The 18,743-nt window shown below is 37.7% G+C and carries 22 protein-coding genes; 16 read left to right on the top strand and 6 right to left on the bottom strand.

The window, feature by feature from the left end; all coding sequences use genetic code 11:
* Window positions 1-202 precede the first annotated feature (202 nt).
* Window positions 203-1,159 (top strand): NAD(P)H-dependent flavin oxidoreductase, encoded by a 957-nt coding sequence (locus tag BMZ31_RS02800; protein ID WP_090830202.1) that lies wholly within the window; start codon window positions 203-205, stop codon window positions 1,157-1,159.
* 64 nt (window positions 1,160-1,223) lie between these two features.
* Window positions 1,224-1,493: a UPF0223 family protein gene (locus BMZ31_RS02795; RefSeq protein WP_090830201.1), complete on the top strand. Its 270-nt coding sequence runs from the start codon at window positions 1,224-1,226 to the stop codon at window positions 1,491-1,493.
* 185 nt (window positions 1,494-1,678) lie between these two features.
* Here BMZ31_RS02795 and BMZ31_RS02790 read toward each other — a convergent pair whose 3' ends face one another.
* Complete coding sequence (locus BMZ31_RS02790; protein ID WP_090830200.1) at window positions 1,679-2,299, bottom strand: DUF1054 domain-containing protein; 621 nt, start codon at window positions 2,297-2,299, stop codon at window positions 1,679-1,681.
* A gap of 200 nt (window positions 2,300-2,499) precedes the next feature.
* Between BMZ31_RS02790 and BMZ31_RS02785 the strand changes: the two genes are divergently transcribed.
* Window positions 2,500-2,694 (top strand): hypothetical protein, encoded by a 195-nt coding sequence (locus tag BMZ31_RS02785; RefSeq protein WP_090830199.1) that lies wholly within the window; start codon window positions 2,500-2,502, stop codon window positions 2,692-2,694.
* Between the two features lie 256 nt (window positions 2,695-2,950).
* A complete protein-coding gene (locus BMZ31_RS02780) occupies window positions 2,951-3,748 on the top strand; it encodes an inositol monophosphatase family protein (protein WP_090830198.1) in 798 nt (265 codons plus the stop codon).
* Window positions 3,749-3,838: 90 nt separating this feature from the next.
* On the opposite strand, the gene BMZ31_RS02775 is transcribed toward BMZ31_RS02780, so the two are convergent.
* Window positions 3,839-4,024 (bottom strand): YlaF family protein, encoded by a 186-nt coding sequence (locus tag BMZ31_RS02775; protein WP_090830197.1) that lies wholly within the window; start codon window positions 4,022-4,024, stop codon window positions 3,839-3,841.
* Window positions 4,025-4,172: 148 nt separating this feature from the next.
* Between BMZ31_RS02775 and typA the strand changes: the two genes are divergently transcribed.
* The 3 genes from typA to BMZ31_RS02760 are packed head-to-tail and all read left to right on the top strand — an operon-like array spanning window position 4,173 to window position 6,684.
* Window positions 4,173-6,014, top strand: a complete 1,842-nt coding sequence (typA, locus tag BMZ31_RS02770) for a translational GTPase TypA (RefSeq protein WP_090830196.1) — start codon at window positions 4,173-4,175, stop codon at window positions 6,012-6,014.
* 23 nt (window positions 6,015-6,037) lie between these two features.
* Entirely contained in the window at window positions 6,038-6,352 is a 315-nt protein-coding gene (locus BMZ31_RS02765) for a YlaH-like family protein (protein ID WP_090830195.1), read from the top strand.
* 38 nt (window positions 6,353-6,390) lie between these two features.
* Window positions 6,391-6,684: a hypothetical protein gene (locus BMZ31_RS02760; RefSeq protein WP_090830194.1), complete on the top strand. Its 294-nt coding sequence runs from the start codon at window positions 6,391-6,393 to the stop codon at window positions 6,682-6,684.
* Between the two features lie 59 nt (window positions 6,685-6,743).
* On the opposite strand, the gene BMZ31_RS02755 is transcribed toward BMZ31_RS02760, so the two are convergent.
* Window positions 6,744-6,944 (bottom strand): YlaI family protein, encoded by a 201-nt coding sequence (locus BMZ31_RS02755; protein WP_090830193.1) that lies wholly within the window; start codon window positions 6,942-6,944, stop codon window positions 6,744-6,746.
* A 158-nt stretch (window positions 6,945-7,102) separates the two neighbouring features.
* Between BMZ31_RS02755 and BMZ31_RS02750 the strand changes: the two genes are divergently transcribed.
* Window positions 7,103-7,558, top strand: a complete 456-nt coding sequence (locus BMZ31_RS02750) for a pyridoxamine 5'-phosphate oxidase family protein (RefSeq protein ID WP_090830192.1) — start codon at window positions 7,103-7,105, stop codon at window positions 7,556-7,558.
* A 20-nt stretch (window positions 7,559-7,578) separates the two neighbouring features.
* Here the strand turns inward: BMZ31_RS02750 and BMZ31_RS02745 are convergent, their stop codons facing one another.
* Window positions 7,579-8,163: a YhcN/YlaJ family sporulation lipoprotein gene (locus BMZ31_RS02745; protein WP_090830191.1), complete on the bottom strand. Its 585-nt coding sequence runs from the start codon at window positions 8,161-8,163 to the stop codon at window positions 7,579-7,581.
* 200 nt (window positions 8,164-8,363) lie between these two features.
* On the opposite strand from BMZ31_RS02745, the gene BMZ31_RS02740 reads away from it, so the two are divergent.
* A complete protein-coding gene (locus BMZ31_RS02740) occupies window positions 8,364-9,692 on the top strand; it encodes a PhoH family protein (RefSeq protein ID WP_090830190.1) in 1,329 nt (442 codons plus the stop codon).
* Between the two features lie 37 nt (window positions 9,693-9,729).
* Here BMZ31_RS02740 and BMZ31_RS02735 read toward each other — a convergent pair whose 3' ends face one another.
* Window positions 9,730-10,227 carry a molybdopterin-binding protein gene (locus BMZ31_RS02735; protein ID WP_090830189.1) on the bottom strand — a complete coding sequence of 166 codons (498 nt, stop codon included), beginning with the start codon at window positions 10,225-10,227 and terminating at the stop codon, window positions 9,730-9,732.
* 180 nt (window positions 10,228-10,407) lie between these two features.
* On the opposite strand from BMZ31_RS02735, the gene BMZ31_RS02730 reads away from it, so the two are divergent.
* Window positions 10,408-10,689 carry an Fpa/YlaN family protein gene (locus BMZ31_RS02730; RefSeq protein ID WP_090830188.1) on the top strand — a complete coding sequence of 94 codons (282 nt, stop codon included), beginning with the start codon at window positions 10,408-10,410 and terminating at the stop codon, window positions 10,687-10,689.
* Between the two features lie 206 nt (window positions 10,690-10,895).
* A complete protein-coding gene (locus tag BMZ31_RS02725) occupies window positions 10,896-12,095 on the top strand; it encodes an FtsW/RodA/SpoVE family cell cycle protein (RefSeq protein WP_090830187.1) in 1,200 nt (399 codons plus the stop codon).
* Window positions 12,096-12,204: 109 nt separating this feature from the next.
* Here the strand turns inward: BMZ31_RS02725 and BMZ31_RS02720 are convergent, their stop codons facing one another.
* The gene (locus BMZ31_RS02720) at window positions 12,205-13,113 is read right to left on the bottom strand and encodes a COX15/CtaA family protein (protein WP_090830186.1); all 909 of its coding nucleotides are present in this window, start codon (window positions 13,111-13,113) and stop codon (window positions 12,205-12,207) included.
* 547 nt (window positions 13,114-13,660) lie between these two features.
* Between BMZ31_RS02720 and cyoE the strand changes: the two genes are divergently transcribed.
* From cyoE to ctaF, 5 genes are all read left to right on the top strand, one after another.
* Window positions 13,661-14,599, top strand: a complete 939-nt coding sequence (gene cyoE, locus BMZ31_RS02715; RefSeq protein WP_090830185.1) for a heme o synthase — start codon at window positions 13,661-13,663, stop codon at window positions 14,597-14,599.
* A gap of 107 nt (window positions 14,600-14,706) precedes the next feature.
* On the top strand, window positions 14,707-15,777 hold the full coding sequence (gene coxB / locus BMZ31_RS02710) for a cytochrome c oxidase subunit II (RefSeq protein WP_090830184.1): 1,071 nt from the start codon (window positions 14,707-14,709) through the stop codon (window positions 15,775-15,777).
* Between the two features lie 28 nt (window positions 15,778-15,805).
* Window positions 15,806-17,680, top strand: a complete 1,875-nt coding sequence (gene ctaD / locus BMZ31_RS02705) for a cytochrome c oxidase subunit I (RefSeq protein WP_175478012.1) — start codon at window positions 15,806-15,808, stop codon at window positions 17,678-17,680.
* Window positions 17,680-18,309 (top strand): cytochrome (ubi)quinol oxidase subunit III, encoded by a 630-nt coding sequence (locus BMZ31_RS02700; RefSeq protein ID WP_090830182.1) that lies wholly within the window; start codon window positions 17,680-17,682, stop codon window positions 18,307-18,309. The genes ctaD and BMZ31_RS02700 overlap by 1 nt, the downstream gene beginning before the upstream one ends.
* Before the next feature lie 4 nt (window positions 18,310-18,313).
* Entirely contained in the window at window positions 18,314-18,649 is a 336-nt protein-coding gene (gene ctaF / locus BMZ31_RS02695; RefSeq protein ID WP_090830181.1) for a cytochrome c oxidase subunit IVB, read from the top strand.
* Window positions 18,650-18,743 lie beyond the last annotated feature (94 nt).

Raw genomic sequence — 18,743 nt, 5'->3', positions numbered from 1 at the left:
ACCTCTTTAAGTCATAAATAATCATTTGCTTGTATTTTAAAAACATAAAACAAATGAATTATAGCACTATTACCCCTGTTTGCATAGCAACAATCATTTGATTTTAATAAGAACATTTTCTTAGTTTTTGACGGGAAGAAGGAAATTAATCTATGGAATCGAAATAAGAAGATAAAGGAAAGTGAAGGAGTGAAACATTCAAATGAATTGGAACACACGGGTTACAGAACTACTGAACATAAAATATCCAATCGTTCAGGGCGGCTTAGCTCATCTTGCTTATTCTGACCTTGCTGCAGCAGTCTCTAATGCTGGTGGACTTGGTCAGATTACGGCAATGTCATTAAAATCCCCGGACCTATTAAAGGATGAGATAGAAAAGGTGAAGAACCTAACAAACAATCCATTTGGAGTCAATTTTGCAATTGGACAACACGGAAGGTCATATGAAGATTTTCTCCAAGTTGCAATCGATGAAAAAGTACCTGTTATTTCCATGACAGGTGGGAATCCTGCACCTATCCTTGATGCTTTAAAAGGCACGCTAATCAAGAAACTAGTCTTGGTAGCAGCGCGAAGACAAGCCATAAAGGCAGAGGAGTTAGGTGCGGATGCAGTTATGGTTGTTGGTCAAGAGGGAGGCGGTCATCTAGGGAGAGATGATATAGGAACTATGGTCCTAATTCCTACAGTAGTAGATTCGGTATCCATACCTGTAATTGCTTCAGGTGGTATAGGAGATGGCAGGGGATTGATGGCTGCTCTTAGCCTTGGGGCAGAGGGAATTGAAATGGGGACAAGATTTATTGCGACAAAAGAGTGTTTACACGCTGCTGAAAGCTATAAAAATAAGCTTGTTACAGGAACAGAGTCTGACACCGTTGTGATCAAAAAGTCATTAGGGTCGCCAGCCAGAGCCATATCCAATGAATGGACCGACCGTATTATTGATATTGAGAAACAAGGAGGAACTTACGAACACCTTAAAGACCTGATAAGTGGTGAAGCGAATAAGCGTTACATCTACGAGGGGGAAATGTCAGGAGGCTTCGCTTGGGCAGGGCAGGTTATGGGTCTTATTAGAGATGTACCTTATGTTTCAGAATTATTTATTAGGATGATTGATGAAGCTGAGGGAATACGTAATAAATGGAATTGATGTTGCTTATTTCCTTGTGTGTTTGTAAAATGGTATATACATTTTAAAAGCAGGTGAATTATACGTGGAGTATCAATACCCAATTGATTATAGCTGGACAACTGATGAGATTGTTGATGTCATTCATTTTTATGAAGCTATAGAACGAGTTTATGAAAAAGGAATTGTACGCGAAGAGTTGCTTGACATTTACAGGAGATTTAAAGAAATTGTTCCCGGTAAATCCGAGGAAAAAAAGCTTTGTGGAGAGTTTGAGGAAATGAGCGGTTATTCTGCTTATCGTGCAATAAAGAAGGTAAAAGAAAGTGAAGCAGGAAAAAAGATAAAGATGTAGGTAGAATGAAACAATATAAAAAGCGAAGGGCATGGTTGCAGTCTGCAACCATGCCCTTCGCTTTTTAGAAATCAATTCTTAAATCCTCTTTACCAGGTTTCTATCGTTTTCCGACAGAAGACTCCCGCTTCAAACCACGCGAAAGGGTGTTAAGTGGTGAGTAGTTTAAGACAGAAAGGATAGGTTTATGACATTTTATAAAGGGGTAATAATTTTTTAAACACATGATCAATCTCTGAAAGTAATTGAGATGGGCCCATCTTCACAACTTCATCTCGATCTATGTGATAACCACACAATAATTCAGATTTTTTGACCGTTTGAAGTCGCTCGAAGAAACCGGCTAATTCCTCTTTCGACAATTGTTGATGTTCAGTTGCCTCAGGTTTCATATGATCAATGGACCAAACGAAATGACCTGGGATCTCCTGATAGATTTTATCAATATGCTGTTGAAATGTTTTTCCGATATTTTGTTTATTTGGCGCTTCGTAAATAACGGCAAACCAAATGAAAAGGTGGGTTTCCCACATGCCGATTTGGAAGTGAGGAAGCATTTTATATCCACGACGGTTATTGGCAAATGCTACCCACGTATCATTTGGAGGGTTCGTGGTCCGGCGTGCATGTTTTGCAACATGAGGAAACATTTCATTGCCGGTTAAATTGGCTAATGTAGGTGCAAAGTGCTCACCGAGCGCTTCCAGCTTTGGTCTAATATTTTCGATTAAAGCATCCATTCTTGGTGCAAGGCCATCTATTTTAAAAACATCGAAGTCTTTTTCACTAAAGCCGCTAAAATTCATAAAAACCTCCAACAAAATACTTTTATAAATAAAGTTCTGAGAATGATTTTAGCATAATAAGTTGAATTTAAAAAAGAAAAGGCTTATAGGTTAAAGCACAATTTAGTTGCAACTTGAACATGAGGTTCATACTATAAAAGTAAAAATAATCTGATAATTTAATTTGAAGGATCCACAAATTGTTGGAAGGGGTGCTTATAATGAAACAGTTAATGAATTCCACTCGTAAAAAGGGCATAGAAAAAGAAAGAATGGCTGTACTGAAATTAGAACTTGATTATGAATTGGCAACTTTGTTTGAAGCGATGACAGAAAATAATGAGAATAAGAAAAATGTATGTAAAATTAGATTAGAAAAAATTCGTCAAGAACTGCTACGGTTAAAAGCTCTATAAAATTCATCATCATTATATAGTTGTCATAAGGAGAAAAAAATTGGCAATGATCATTCTAATCCTAAAAATAAAACTTTGAGACGAACTCCATCATGAATGAGGGGTTCGTTATTTATTTAAAGGAAATAATCAAAAATAAGAAGTAAATATTTGGTTGGCTTGAAGGGGATAGATTATACTATATAGATACCAAGCACACTAAACAAATACATAGATATGAAATGATTACACAATAATCAATTTGGAGGAATTGGAAATGGACTGGGACCATATAGATCAGTTGGCTAAGCAATGGGTTAAGGAAGCGGGCTCTTTTATTAAAATGTCATTTCCGCAAACTCTAAACGTCCAGACAAAATCAAATCCTAATGATCTTGTAACGAATATCGATCAAGAAACTGAAAAATTTTTTATAAAAAAAATAAAAGAATCTTTTCCAGATCATAAAATCTTAGGTGAAGAAGGGTTTGGAGATAAGATTGAAAGTCTCGACGGCGTAGTTTGGATCATTGATCCAATTGATGGGACAATGAATTTTATCCATCAACAAAGGAACTTTGCCATTTCCCTTGCTATTTATTGGGATGGAGTAGGAGAAATCGGTTTAATTTACGATGTCGTTCATGATGAATTGTATCATGCCAAACGAGGTGCTGGTGCTTTTCTTAACGATCGTCCTCTTCCTACATTAGAAGAAGTGGCTGTCAAGGAAGCTGTTATCGCGTTGAATGCAACTTGGGTAACGGAAAATAGCAAGATAGATCCCGGCTTGTTAGGGCGTCTTGTCAGAGATGTAAGAGGAACGAGGTCCTATGGATCTGCTGCTCTAGAAATGGTATTTGTTGCAACAGGAAGAATAGATTCGTACATGTCTATGAGGCTGGCACCTTGGGATATTGCGGCAGGGGTCATTATTGTCCAGGAAGTAGGAGGCGTAGCCACGACATTAAAGGGTGGAGACTTGAACTTACTTGCAAAACAATCTCTATTTGTAGCAAAGCCTGGTTTACATCCAACTATTTTAAAGGAATATTTGAATGATGGAAAATGGTAATCAAAAAAGGAACCTGACTAACTTGTCAAAGTTCCTTTTTTTTATGAATGAATTTAGCGATCATTTCTATGCATGAAGATAAAAATCTGTCTAAAGCAGACCATTTTCACGATATTTCTTCTTTGTCTTAAAGCCCATTCCCATTACAAAAATAAGTGTAATTACACTTATGAGAGCACCCCAAATACTTCTTTCTCCGATAGCTATACCAATCCCCATTATGCTTGCAGCTGCCAAAATCGCAAATCCTAAAAACGGCCACTTTATGTTTTTCATGACGACAAACTCCCCTTTAACTACTCGATAAAATCATTGTACAGAAAATGATTCTAGGTTTCTACCTTAAGTGTGGTATAATGTTTTAGTTGTGAAAGAAAATACAAATACTATATGTATTTAAGATAACAGGTAGGAGTGGAATTTTTTGAAACTTAGAGAAGATTTACGCAATATCGCTATTATTGCCCACGTTGACCATGGTAAAACGACTTTGGTTGACCAATTGTTAAAACAATCTGGTACTTTCCGTACAAACGAACACGTTGAAGAACGTGCAATGGATTCAAACGATCTAGAAAGAGAACGTGGAATTACGATTTTAGCGAAGAATACAGCTATCCAATATAAAGATAAGAGAATTAATATCTTGGATACACCGGGACATGCTGACTTTGGTGGAGAAGTAGAACGTATCATGAAAATGGTTGATGGTGTTCTTCTTGTTGTTGATGCATATGAAGGTTGTATGCCACAGACTCGTTTCGTTCTTAAGAAAGCATTAGAACAAAACTTAACTCCGATCGTTGTAGTTAATAAGATTGACCGTGATTTTGCTCGTCCAGCAGAAGTAATCGATGAAGTAATCGACTTATTCATCGAACTTGATGCAACAGAAGAACAACTTGAGTTCCCTGTTATTTACGCGTCAGCTATTAATGGGACTGCAAGTACAAATCCTGAACAACAGGATGAAAACATGCAATCATTATACGATGCAATTGTTGAACATATTCCAGCACCAGTTGATAACAGTGAAGAGCCTCTTCAATTCCAAGTAGCACTTCTTGACTACAATGATTATGTAGGAAGAATCGGAATTGGACGCGTATTCCGTGGTACTATGCAGGTAGGTCAACAGGTTGCTTTAATGAAACTTGATGGTTCTGTAAAGCAATTCCGTGTATCTAAAATCTTTGGTTTCTTCGGACTAAAGCGTCAAGAAATTGAAGTAGCAAAAGCAGGAGACTTGATCGCTGTTTCCGGTATGGAAGACATCAACGTAGGAGAAACAGTTTGTCCTTTCGAACACCAGGATGCACTTCCAATCCTAAGAATTGATGAGCCTACATTGCAAATGACTTTCCTAGTAAATAACAGTCCATTTGCAGGTAGGGAAGGTAAGTATCTTACTTCAAGAAAAATTGAAGAAAGATTACGTGCTCAATTACAAACCGACGTTAGTTTACGTGTAGAAAATACTGATTCTCCTGATGCATGGATCGTTTCAGGCCGTGGAGAGCTTCACTTGTCTATCTTGATCGAAAACATGCGTCGTGAAGGTTATGAGCTTCAAGTATCTAAACCTGAAGTTATCGTAAGAGATGTTGATGGAGTTCGTTGTGAGCCGGTTGAGAGAGTTCAAATTGATGTTCCAGAAGAGCACACTGGTGCGGTTATGGAATCAATTGGTGCGCGTAAAGGTGAAATGATTGACATGATCAACAACGGTACAGGTCAAGTTCGCCTTATCTTTAACGTGCCTGCTCGTGGTTTGATTGGTTATACAACAGAGTTCTTAACAATGACGCGTGGTTACGGAATCATCAACCACACATTTGACAGCTATCAGCCAATGGCTCAAGGGCAAGTTGGTGGAAGACGTCAAGGTGTACTTGTTTCTATGGAATCAGGTAAAGCATCTACTTATGGTATTATGGGTGTTGAAGACCGTGGAACAATCTTTGTTGAGCCTGGAACTGAAATTTATGAAGGTATGATCGTTGGCGAGCACACTCGTGAAAATGACATTACTGTAAACATCGCTAAAGTAAAACAAGCGACAAATATCCGTTCTGCAAATAAAGATCAAACTTCTGTTATCAAGAAGCCGCGCATCATGACGCTTGAAGAATCTTTAGAATATCTAAATGATGATGAGTATTGTGAAGTAACACCAGAATCTATCCGTTTACGTAAGAAGATTCTTGATAAGAACGAACGTGAGCGTGTAGCAAAGAAGAAAAAATTAGCTGAAACAAGTAAATAAGATCGAAGGAGGATTGGACGAAAATGGTAAACGAAAGTCTTTCTTTTTTCGCGGCCCTTTATCAGGTTGACGTCCAGCCAAAGGTCGGGATGTGGATGCTCTTTTTGACCATTACCGGACTTTCAATCCTGGTATACAAGCTTGGTTTTGCTAAAAAGCTTCCAATTGCAAAATCAATCTTAATTTATCTTTTCTTAGTGTTTGGCTGCTCATTTATGACATTCCTTGGCATCTTTTTACCGGTTGCTGAAGGGCTTATTGTCGCAGCCTTGATATTGATCATCTATAAGATTCGTCTTCATCAGCAAAAGAAGCTAGAAGCTGATCAAAAGCTTTAAGCTTCTTTGCTTGACGAGTAGTAACGGGGGTTGCTAGGATGAAGTCCTTGCAGGATGCACTTTATAATTGGCTTACAATCAAAGTGGTGAAAGATAGCCGACCTGATGATACAGCAGCAAGAGATACAACCGAATTGTTTGAGGAAATTCTTTCTACCGAACACGGGGTATCGGATATCGAGGTTAAGACTGATTTATTAATGTATTATCTGACTTACCAACATGCTGGTGAAACGAAGAACGCAAAATATCCGCGCGAATTGATTGAAATCATGTTGGATCAAATCAATGAGTCACCAGAAAGATATGCAAACTATCCTGAAGAGGATTAAAAAAACGCTTGTCCAATTGGACAAGCGTTTTTTTGTGAAGCAACTTGGTTTGAAGTTTTTCACCAATCATCCTCTTCGGACTTTTTGCGGTACAGTTTGAAGTTGCCTGTATCAATTCTCTCTTGGGTCTTAACGGAAATTCTATCTTCACAAGGTTTACACATATATGTATGGATAGGGCGATTACGAAGACGTTTGGCAATTAATGTTTCGTCTTCAATCGCCTCTATTTTATCGCAAAGAACGCACTTTACTCTCATTTGCTTCACCTCTTTACTATCTTATATCTTTTTTTATAGTATATCATGTAAAAGGATGGAATGTTATCCTCACAATACTTCAAAGAGTTGAAGTGTGATGGGAGTAGTAGTAAGATTGGTTTAGCTAATCATTCTTTTACATAGAGAGGAAAGATCATATGCCAAACCAAGTTGAACCAAAGTTAATTAAACCGCTATTTGATGCACTGCAAAAAGAAAGATTCGTCTTACTCGCAACGGTTGACCATGAAAGTGGCGGACCAAGTGTAAATGCGATTTCTTGGGTTTTTGCCAAGGATGATCAAACGATTTACTTTGCGATTGATAACCGTTCAAGGATCATTCAAAATTTAAATTCCAATAATAGAGCAATCATTAACGTTATCGCAAACGAATCAACATACTCCATTAGCGGGAAAGCAACTGTAAAGGTAGAGAAAATGGATGGCGTTCCCCTTAAATTGGCATTAGTCGAAGTGAGTATTGAGGAAGTTAGAGATGTTATGTTCTATGGCTCTAAAATCGTTACAGAACCAGGATACGACAAGACATATGATAAAGATGCCGCGGCCCGCTTAGATAAGCAAGTGATGGACGCAATGAAAAAAGCTTAGTCAATTGACTAAGCTTTTTGTTATTTATAGTAATTGGAGTGCTTTTCTTGTTTGTTTTCTAGTTTTTTCTGTTCTTTTTGATTTAATTTATTCTTGGGTTCTTCCAGACCATTTTTAGGATTGGGTTTTAATATGTCAGCAGGTATTTCAGGCATTAGCCTTCCTGATATGTCCGCTAACTCATTCATAATACCTTGAATAGGCTGTCCGTTTTTTATATCTTGATTTATTTCCTTTAACCTTGCAGTAACGTCGGGATCTGCGATAACAACTGCCTTCGCACCGTATGGATCCTTTTTCAAACTTTCTGCTACAGAATACTTTATGGAACCCACTTGAGATCTCTCTATATTGCTATCGACATCGATCCCGACAATGGCATACTTCCCAAGCACAACTGCGGTTGCGTCGTTTACATTAGGAATGCCCGTCGATAGTTCAACTAATCGTTTGGATATTTGAACACCCGTTTTCCTGTCAACATGTTCAATTTCACTATTCTTTACCTTAATGAATTGTTGTTTTGATTCGGTGGCATTATTATTGCTCGTATTACATCCGCTAAGAGTAAATAAGAACAAGAGCACAATCCAGAATACTTTCATTAGATGCAGGCCTCCAATCATCAATATTATGCAGCTAATAGTTAGGAATTAAGTACAAGACTTTAGCTACTACAATTATTGTGCGGAATACCTTCTATCTTTATTCGAATTCACATATATTTTAGCAAAGTCCTATCCAGCAATCGGAACAATGTGTTCCGAAAATAATTTAAAGTCTAAGAATGGCGGGGGGCATCTTGTTGAGTAAAATATATGTGTTGGATACAAATGTTCTGTTGCAGGACCCTTATTCGATCTTTTCTTTCGAAGATAATGAAGTGGTTATTCCAGCTGTCGTTTTAGAAGAAGTCGACTCTAAAAAGCGTTATATGGACGAAGTAGGAAGAAATGCACGACAGGTGTCTAGAATCGTTGATAGTTTGAGGCAAACAGGCAGGCTGCATGAAAAAATCTCTCTTGAAAATGGTGGGAGTTTGCGAATTGAATTGAACCATCGCTCTTTTCATGAGCTTCAGGATATATTCGTGGAAAAGACAAATGACAATCGGATTCTTGCTGTCGCTAAGAATTTATCCGATGAGGAAGAAACGAAAGAAAACGGCAAACTTGTCATATTAGTTAGTAAAGATGCTTTAGTGCGAGTGAAAGCAGATGCAATTGGTTTGTACGCCGAGGACTTTCTAAGTGACAGAGTTGTTGAAGTTGATCATATTTATACAGGATTCCATGAAGTGTATGTCCCTTTAGAAGTCTTAGGCAAGTTTTATGAAAAAGGAGAACTGTCTCTTTCAGAAATCACCAACCATCCTTTTTATCCGAATCAATTTTTGATCATGAAGGACGCGCTCGGAAGTTCCTCATCCGCAATAGGAATGGTTGAACGTACAGGTAAAAAAGTTCGTAAACTGAACATGAACCACGACCATGTTTGGGGAATACACCCAAGAAATGTCCAACAAACGATGGCCATTGAACTTCTGCTTAGAAAAGATTTGCCTCTTGTAACTATGATTGGAAAGGCTGGCACAGGGAAAACATTGTTAGCATTGGCATCCGGGTTAATGCAGACAGAGGATTTGAGGGATTATAAAAAATTGATTGTCGCGCGTCCAATCGTACCATTAGGTAAGGATTTAGGTTATTTACCTGGAGAAAAACAAGAAAAACTTCGACCGTGGATGCAGCCAATTTATGATAATCTTGAGTTTTTATTCAATACGAAAAAACCTGGTGAATTGGATGCCATTTTAGCTGGTATGGGCTCCATAGAAGTAGAGGCTTTAACCTATATCCGAGGAAGAAGTATACCAGATCAATATATCATTATCGACGAAGCGCAAAATTTAACCAAACATGAAGTGAAAACCATTCTTACCAGAGTGGGGGAGGGTAGTAAGGTTGTACTTATGGGTGACCCGGAACAAATTGACCATCCGTATTTAGATGCTTACAATAATGGACTCACGTATGTGGTCGAGAAATTTAAAGATCAAATGATTTCTGGTCATATTAAGTTATTAAAGGGCGAACGTTCAGGTCTAGCCAGACTTGCGGCAGACCTATTATAAAAGAATCCCGGGCAATAAACTGCCCGGGCGTGCACCTTTATTTCACCAAGAATGCTTTAATGTTTCTAATTGGATTCAACTTATTAGAGCCATCTCCCCAAAAAAGATGGACAGGACCGTCTTCTTTAAGTGGTTTACCGTTTTGTGAGAATTGTAAAATCATTTCATATGCAGAGTCTAAAGGAACTGTGATATCCCCTTCGCTGCTAACGATAGTGACTTCTTTTGCCTCAGGAAGTGGTGAAGCATTGGTCAAGAAAGGTTTAAAAGGAATTCCGAAAGTTCCATTAAGTACTCTCTCCTTTTCAAACTTTCTTTCTGTTTTCATTGTTGGCGGATAGATGGCACCTTCGCTGATTTCACGGTCCCAATGTTTTGAAATGGCTTTTGTATATTCTTCTTTTTCATCTCGTTTATCTTCTTCTTTAAAAGAATACGTGTCCAAATCAATCTTACGGTCGTCAAAAATCCAGACACCAGGATCGATTGTAATCGAATATTTTACATTGCCTTGAATACTTAATACATTCTCCATGTTGTCCCCCTGATTATCCATTGTAATTTAAATTATATATTCTTTTAATGCTTATGTCATTTTTGGAAAAGTATCATTGCCATATCGAAGGTTGTTCTTTATTGTTCTTGCAATTTTCCTTTATTGACGGTAGAATTTATAGATAGGTTAGGTAAACGCTCGGAAACGGGGGGGTCAATGTTGGCGTCTGAAATGATGGTGAATCATCAAGAAAAAGCTTATGCCTTATTACAGGCTGACGCTGATAAGATATTAAAGCTAATAAAAGTACAAATGGATAACCTGACAATGCCTCAATGTCCTCTATATGAAGAGGTGCTAGATACACAAATGTTCGGTTTGTCCCGGGAAATAGATTTTGCAGTAAGACTTGGGTTGATTGATGTAAAAGATGGGAAAGCCATTTTGGATCAACTTGAGCGTGAACTTTCAGTGCTGCATGACGCGTCCACAAAAAGATAATGCAGTAAGACTCAAACGGACCAAAGGGCCTGTTTGAGTTTTTTTGTAGTCATGGGAGTATGAGAATTTAATGTTGTCACTATCTAATTTTAGAATCAGCGTTTGTGATTTTCATACTGGAAAACTGCAGAAAAGTTTCCTGCTTTCTAGGCATCTTCTACAACAAAAAAGAAACTTAAAATAATCTTAAAATGGAGAAGAGACCAATGATCAAAAAAATACTCAAATCTTATGATTATTCTTTAATTTTTGTAATAGTCCTTTTATCGCTTTTCGGTTTGATCATGGTTTATAGTTCCAGCATGGCCTGGGCTGTCTCGCCAAGATATGATGTTGCAAGTAATTTCTTTTATGAAAAACAAAGATTATTTTTGATAGGTTCGGGATTAATCTTTACTTTTGTCGCCCTTTTTCCATATAAGGCTCTGAAAAGTAATAGGATACTTGGTCCCATGGTTCTAGGCTCGTTAGTCGTTCTTGGTGCGTTATTTGTCTTTGGACATGTAGCGGGTAATGCACAAAGTTGGTTTAAAATTGGACCGCTTCGCATTCAGCCTGCGGAATTCGCCAAACTATTTGTCATTATTTATTTAGCGGCGGTTTATGCGAAAAAACAAACTTACATTAATGAGTTTAATAAGGGTGTAGTTCCACCTTTGGCCTACTTATTTTTAGTAGTTTTATTGATAGCTATACAACCAGACTTTGGTACGGCAATCATTGTAGTAGCAATTGCTGGTACCATTATCATGTCTTCGGGAATGAATTTAAAGAATCTTTCTAAGCTATTTCTGATTGCATTATTAATGGCTGCACCACTCGTAATTACTTTACAGGATGAGATTTTTTCCGAGAAGAGATTAGCTCGTTTTGAAGTGATGAAGAATCCTTTTTTGGACGAACAGGATAAAGGTTTTCATCTTGTAAATTCTTTTATTGCGATTGGGTCAGGTGGTATCAATGGACTTGGTCTAGGGCAAAGTGTTCAAAAACTTGGTTATTTGCCTGAATCACATACGGATTTCATAATGTCGGTAATTGCTGAAGAACTTGGTATCTGGGGAGTAGGGTTTGTAATTTTGTGTTTGTCTTACATAGTACTCCGCGGACTCTATATAGGATTGAAATGTAAAGATCCTTTTGGAAGCTTGTTGGCGATAGGTATTTCGAGTATGATCGGGATTCAATCATTTGTTAACCTAGCAGGTATTACTGGTATCATTCCTTTGACAGGTGTGCCACTTCCGTTTGTCAGTTATGGTGGTTCTTCATTGCTCCAACTTTCTATTGCTATGGGGATACTTGTGAATGTTTCCATGTTTGTAAATTATGAAGAAAACTATAAAAAGGCAAACGTGGATAATAAACCAGATAACTTGAGAAATGTAACGAACTTGAGGGCTTAACTTAATAAGATGGCTATTTTAAAGTACATTGTTGATTGGAGCGGAAATCAACAGGCAATTTTTAAAAAAAAGATAAAAAAGAGAGTTTCCAAAAATGGAAACTCTCTTTTTATCGACTATTTTTACTTGATCTAGATATGAGTAAAATAAAATAGCTCAGCAATCCAAATAGACTGGTAATGAAAAATGCATGAGATAGGGCGATGATAAGATTAAGTCTTGTAAAAATAATGAGTGCTCCTGCAATTACTTGTAAAGAGACCAGTATGAGGGCAATCATCCATCCCCAATAAATAACTTTTTGTTGGCGATAATTTTTAAAAGCCATTATCGCAATGTAAGCTATCCAAATGAAGATCATTCCTGCTGCAACTCGATGTCCCATTTGAACCCACACATAAATGTTATCAGGCATTGCTGGTGAAGAATTTACGCAGAATGGCCAATCAGGGCATACAAGGCTTGCGTTCATGTGCCGTACAAGTGCACCTGTATAGATAACAAGATAAGTGTATATGGAAAGTGCGATAGTATGGAATTTCATTCTCTTATCAATAACCAATTTATCAGCTTCAAATTTCTTATCTACTTCAAAAATCAGAAGTGTCAAAAGGAAAACGGAAGCAAAGGATATAAGCGATATTCCAAAATGAAGGGCAAGTACAAAATCAGACTGTCCCCATTTTACGGCTGCTGCTCCGATTAATGCCTGTAACATAAGGAAAAAGAATGATAGAACCGATAAGAATTTAGTTTCTCTAATATGTCCAATCGTTTTCCATGTCCAAATGGATAGAACTAAAACCATTAATCCGCCAGCACCTGATACTAGCCGATGGGCTAATTCTATTAGTAGTTCGGGAGTAATTTCAGTAGGCATGAACTCGCCGTGACACAGTGGCCATGTTCTCCCGCAACCCATACCTGAATCAGTCTTTGTTACGAGTGCCCCTCCGAGTAATATAAATATCATCACTAATGTGGTTCCGACTGCGAACCACTTCAAAGAACGCTGCAATCGATGTCACCTTCTTATTCTAGAGTCCAATCATTTGTCAAACTATTTTCTTGACAGTATAATGTTTAAGGGGCTTATATAAAAAACCCTTTATCATCATAACGAATATTCATCAAAAAGAACAGTAAAAGAGTTGAAAAACCACTTAATTTATTCTTAATTTACGAGGAAAATAAATTATGTTATTACAGTTCAGTTTTAACCACATAAAGAAATGAATAAATGTCAGGAAACTGTTTTGTTATTATGGTGAAAAAACGTCGCAGACTTAATCCGTTTCAAATTTAGACACAATTTGTTAAAAAAATATACAAAAAAAGTTCACAAAAGTTACCCAAAGTGTGATTTAATATACAGAGAAAGTGTTAGTTGTTTTCTGATAATAATTAACAATATGATAGTGTTGGAAACATCCTAATAGCAAAATATATGTAAATATTTGATGGCAATTCGTTTGTTATTGTAGATATAGTAATATCGCAATGACGATGTTTTTGCCTGCTTTCTGTTTAATTGCACCTAGTTATAGGGAAAAGGAGGAGAGTTAATGCCCAATTCTAAGGCTTTAGATAAAGCTGTCTTAGATAAAGGAACAGCAAGACTTTCTAATGACAGTACGAGCAGTACTGTATGGAAGGATTTCCTTGCTCTCATTAAAATAGGGATTGTAAACTCGAATTTAATCACTACTTTTACTGGTCTGTGGCTTGCGCTGCATTTTACCAATCAAAGTTTTCTACACCATTTAGATATCATGTTCTACACTTTAATAGGATCTTCATTAATTATTGCAGGTTCATGTAGTATTAATAACTACTATGACCGGGATATCGATCATTTAATGGAAAGAACAAAGAGTAGACCGACTGTGACAGGCAAGGTGCTTCCAAAAAATGTGCTCTTTTTAGGTCTAATGCTCATCGGATTAGGAACACTGCTTTTGGCGCTGACAACTTGGACAGCAATGGTAATAGGTCTTCTTGGGGTATTCAGCTATGTTGTACTTTACACAATGTGGTCAAAAAGACAGTTTGTATCAAATACGATTGTCGGAAGTATTTCAGGTGCAGTGCCTCCACTAATTGGATGGTCGGCTATCGATGGAAATCTTGATATGATGGCCTGGGCATTATTTGTGATTATGTTTGTTTGGCAACCGCCACACTTTTATGCACTTGCTATGAGACGTGTAGAAGAATACAGAGCAGCTGGAATACCGATGCTACCTGTAGTAAAAGGATTTGCAACAACTAAAAAGCACATTGTGCTTTGGGTAATGGCCCTATTGCCATTGCCATTCTTTCTTAAGGCTTTAGGAATCCCATTTCTAATACTTGCCACTTTATTGAATCTAGGCTGGCTTGCATTAGGGATTTATGGATATAAGATCAAAGATGATATAAAATGGGCAAAACTGATGTTTGTATACTCACTGCAATATTTGACTATTCTGTTTGTAGCTATGGTTATTGTGACATTAATCTAGTTTTGCCTGAAAATCCTTTCTGATGATTTTCGGAGGGAAGGGTTTTCATTTTGTTTTTGATCAAGTAATTTAAGGAATAATTTGCGGAAGAGGGGTTTGATTAAGCTATGAAAAGGCTTGCGAAATGGCGTTTATTCTCGTTGTTTGCGATACTAACGCTTATTCTCTCCGGATGTGGCGAACCGTTTCTATCAACGTTAAAGCCTGCCGGTGAAGTTGCAAAAATGCAATACGATTTGATGTTGCTAAGTACAGCAATCATGGTTGGAGTTATTATTATTGTTTCAGTAATTTTCGTTCTTGTAGTTCTTAAATTCCGACGCAAGGATGACAAAATTCCTAAGCAAGTTGAAGGAAACCACAAACTAGAAATCATCTGGACTGTGATTCCCATTCTATTGCTACTAGTTCTTGCTATTCCTACAGTTGCTGCTACATTCAAGCTTGCTAATGTAGATGAAATGGAAAAGAAAAATAAGGATGGAAAAACAGACGCTCTTGTTGTTAACGTACGTGCTAATCTTTATTGGTGGGAATTTGAATATCCAAACCAAGAAATCATCACAAGTCAGGAATTGGTAGTGCCTACGGATGAAAAGGTTTACTTTAACCTTAAGTCTTCAGATGTGAAGCACTCATTCTGGATCCCTGCTGTAGGTGGTAAGATGGACACAAACACAGATAATGTCAACAAATTCTGGTTAGAATTTGACAGTGAAAAATCTAATGAAGCTGGCAACTTATTCTATGGTAAATGTGCTGAGCTTTGTGGTCCTTCCCATGCATTAATGGACTTTAAAGTTAAGGCTCTTTCTAAAGATGAGTTCGCACAGTGGACAAAAGATATGCAAAACGTTAAAGAAGCTGTAAAAGCTGAAGGTGACCTTGCTCAACAAGGACAAGAAATCTTCAACCAAAGCTGTATCGGATGTCACGCAGTTACTCCTGCCAATACAACTCCGGAAGCAGCTCGTAAAGCTCCAAACTTAACAAACTTCGGTGATCGTTCACGTATCGCAGGCGTTCTTGGACACTCAGAAGAAGACTTAAAAAATTGGTTAAGAGACCCTAACAAGTACAAACCAGGTAATACAATGGCTGGTACATATGGCGACTTAACTGAAGAACAATTAGATGCACTTACCGAATACTTAATGGGATTAAAAATCCAAGAATAATCGGGGATTTTGTTTAAAGGGAGGTTAAATTGTGAGTACGTTAGCTCAAAAAAAGGGATTTGGCGCAACAGTATGGGATTACCTAACTACTGTTGACCATAAGAAAATTGCAATCCTTTATCTTATCGCTGGCGGGTTCTTCTTTCTAGTTGGTGGACTAGAAGCGATGTTTATCCGTATCCAGCTTGCAGTACCAAACAATGATTTTGTCAGTGCAGGTTTATATAATGAAATCTTAACCATGCATGGAACAACTATGATATTCCTTGCAGCGATGCCGTTAATTTTTGCCTTTATGAATGCAGTCATGCCACTTCAAATTGGTGCTCGTGACGTTGCATTTCCTTTCGTGAATGCGTTAGGTTTTTGGTTATTTTTCTTCGGTGGAGTTTTCTTAAACTTATCTTGGTTCCTAGATGGGGCTCCTGATGCAGGTTGGACATCTTATGCTTCACTTGCAATGGCATCACCTGGTCACGGTGTAGACTTCTACATTTTAGGTTTGCAGATTTCAGGTATAGGCACCTTGATTGGTGGTATAAACTTCCTTGTAACAATTGTTAATATGCGTGCACCAGGTATGACTTACATGCGTATGCCATTATTCACATGGTCTACATTTGTAACGTCTGCACTTATCCTGTTTGCATTCCCGGCTCTTACAGTCGGATTAGTATTAATGATGTTTGACCGTATGTTTGGTACTCAATTTTTCGACCCAGCAATGGGTGGAAATGCAGTAATTTGGGAACATCTTTTCTGGATTTTCGGACATCCGGAAGTATATATCCTTGTTTTACCAGCTTTCGGTATTTTCTCTGAAATCTTTGCTATTTTCTCTAGGAAGCGTCTATTCGGATACTCATCAATGGTATTCGCAATCGTGTTGATCGGTTTCCTTGGATTCATGGTTTGGGCTCACCATATGTTCACAACTGGTTTAGGACCTATTGCGAATGCAATCTTTGCTGTTGCAACGATGGCGATTGCCGTACCAACAGGTATCAAGATCTTTAACTGGTTATTCACAATGTGGGGCGGTAGTATCACATTTACAACGCCAATGCTTTATGCAATTGCGTTTATTCCGACATTCGTAGCAGGTGGGGTAACTGGGGTTATGCTTGCAGTAGCTGCAGCTGACTATCAATACCATGACAGTTACTTTGTAGTTGCTCACTTCCACTACGTTATCGTTGGTGGAGTAGTATTTGCTATCTTAGCAGGAACACATTTATATTGGCCGAAAATGTTCGGAACGATGTTAAATGAATTCTTAGGGAAAATCACTTTCTGGTTATTCTTTATTGGATTCCACTTAACATTCTTCATCCAGCATTTCCTTGGCCTAATGGGTATGCCACGTCGTATTTTCACTTTCCTTCCTGGTCAAGGATTTGAAACAGGAAACATGATAAGTACAGTTGGGGCATTCTTCATGGCAGCTGCAACAATTATCCTTCTAGTGAATGTAGTTATTACATCTGTGAAGAATAAGAAGGTTGGTAACGATCCTTGGGGTGACGGCAGAACACTTGAGTGGGCAATCCCATCACCACCACCATTCTACAACTTTAAGCAATTGCCACTAGTTCGTGGTTTAGATGCTTATTGGATTGAAAAGATGGAAGGCAAAAAAGAAATGACACCTGCTGAACCACTTGGTGACATTCACATGCCAAATTCATCATTCATTCCAGTTATGATTTCATTTGGTTTATTCGTAGCAGCATTTGGCGCTATGTACCATGTAGATAAAGTTGTTTGGGCACTACCTGTAATGATTATTGGACTTGGAATTACTTTAAGTTCGATGTTTATACGTTCTGTAAAAGATGATCATGGATTCCATATCCATAAAGAAGAATTATTAGAAGAAGATGACAAGGGGGGCAAGGCATAATGCACGCAGAAGAAAAATTCACAATCGAAACATGGCCTGCTGCGCCTGAAAAGGCGACCCTTGAAGCAAAAAATAAGTTTATGGGCTTTTGGTTTTTCCTTGGTGGAGAGACGGTTCTATTTGCTTGCTTATTTGCAACTTATCTTGCTCTAAAAGATAAAGTACCAAATGCTGAGCATCATTTAGCGAAAGATTTATTTGAACTTCCTCTAGTGTTCGTTGCAACTATGCTTCTTTTGACAAGCTCATTAACAAGCGTTTATGCAATGTATCATATGAAAAATTTCAATTTCAAGAAAATGCAACTTTGGCTTGGGATTACAGTACTTTTAGGTGCGGGGTTCCTTGGGTTAGAAGTCTACGAGTTCAATCACTATGTTCATGAATTCCATCATACAATTCATAGTAGTGCATTTGGATCCGCATTCTACACACTTGTTGGTTTCCATGGTGGACACGTTGCGTTCGGTTTACTTTGGATTACAACTCTAATGGTGCGTAACTCTAAGAGGGGCTTGAACCTTTATAATGCACCGAAGTTCTATGTAGCGAGTCTATATTGGCACTTCATTGACGTTGTATGGGTGTTCATCTTCACTGTAGTATATTTAATGGGAATGGTGGGATAAACTGATGGCAGATCATCAACTAAATTCAGGTAACCCAAGAGTCGACATTGAATATCGCCGCAAGAAGAGTAAAGAAGAAATGAGATATCAACTTGTTTCATTCTCTTTGATGCTATTCTTAACATTCGTTGCTTTTGCAGCAGTTGGTATTGAAGGATTTTCTGGATGGTTTACAGTTCCATTCATTATTCTTTTGGCCATCGTTCAAGTTATTTTCCAACTTTACTACTTCATGCATATGAGCCACAAAGGTCATGAAGCACCGTCTTTATTCCTTTACTCAGGATTAGTAGTTGGACTTGTTACTATTTGGGCGTTCATGACGATCATTTGGTGGTAATTAAAAAGTAATTTATTACTGGACAGTAGACCAGTCAAAAAGAAAATCGGCTATTAGTCGATTTTCTTTTTTTGCTCAAGAATATTCTGTACAA

Source organism: Bacillus sp. cl95, assembly GCF_900115925.1.
Lineage (GTDB): Bacteria > Bacillota > Bacilli > Bacillales > Cytobacillaceae > Neobacillus_A.
This window is presented reverse-complemented; position numbering and strand designations above follow the sequence as displayed.

Bases quoted from the DNA above. Each gene is read 5' to 3' on its own strand.
- BMZ31_RS02785 (WP_090830199.1), top strand. From the start codon at position 2,500: ATGAAACAGTTAATGAATTCCACTCGTAAAAAGGGCATAGAAAAAGAA.
- coxB (WP_090830184.1), top strand. From the start codon at position 14,707: ATGAAAAGGCTTGCGAAATGGCGTTTATTCTCGTTGTTTGCGATACTA.
- BMZ31_RS02750 (WP_090830192.1), top strand. From the start codon at position 7,103: ATGCCAAACCAAGTTGAACCAAAGTTAATTAAACCGCTATTTGATGCA.
- BMZ31_RS02760 (WP_090830194.1), top strand. From the start codon at position 6,391: ATGAAGTCCTTGCAGGATGCACTTTATAATTGGCTTACAATCAAAGTG.
- BMZ31_RS02775 (WP_090830197.1), bottom strand. From the start codon at position 4,024: ATGAAAAACATAAAGTGGCCGTTTTTAGGATTTGCGATTTTGGCAGCT.
- BMZ31_RS02790 (WP_090830200.1), bottom strand. From the start codon at position 2,299: ATGAATTTTAGCGGCTTTAGTGAAAAAGACTTCGATGTTTTTAAAATA.
- BMZ31_RS02725 (WP_090830187.1), top strand. From the start codon at position 10,896: ATGATCAAAAAAATACTCAAATCTTATGATTATTCTTTAATTTTTGTA.
- cyoE (WP_090830185.1), top strand. From the start codon at position 13,661: ATGCCCAATTCTAAGGCTTTAGATAAAGCTGTCTTAGATAAAGGAACA.
- ctaF (WP_090830181.1), top strand. From the start codon at position 18,314: ATGGCAGATCATCAACTAAATTCAGGTAACCCAAGAGTCGACATTGAA.
- BMZ31_RS02745 (WP_090830191.1), bottom strand. From the start codon at position 8,163: ATGAAAGTATTCTGGATTGTGCTCTTGTTCTTATTTACTCTTAGCGGA.
- BMZ31_RS02800 (WP_090830202.1), top strand. From the start codon at position 203: ATGAATTGGAACACACGGGTTACAGAACTACTGAACATAAAATATCCA.
- BMZ31_RS02755 (WP_090830193.1), bottom strand. From the start codon at position 6,944: ATGAGAGTAAAGTGCGTTCTTTGCGATAAAATAGAGGCGATTGAAGAC.
- BMZ31_RS02765 (WP_090830195.1), top strand. From the start codon at position 6,038: ATGGTAAACGAAAGTCTTTCTTTTTTCGCGGCCCTTTATCAGGTTGAC.
- BMZ31_RS02780 (WP_090830198.1), top strand. From the start codon at position 2,951: ATGGACTGGGACCATATAGATCAGTTGGCTAAGCAATGGGTTAAGGAA.
- BMZ31_RS02700 (WP_090830182.1), top strand. From the start codon at position 17,680: ATGCACGCAGAAGAAAAATTCACAATCGAAACATGGCCTGCTGCGCCT.
- BMZ31_RS02735 (WP_090830189.1), bottom strand. From the start codon at position 10,227: ATGGAGAATGTATTAAGTATTCAAGGCAATGTAAAATATTCGATTACA.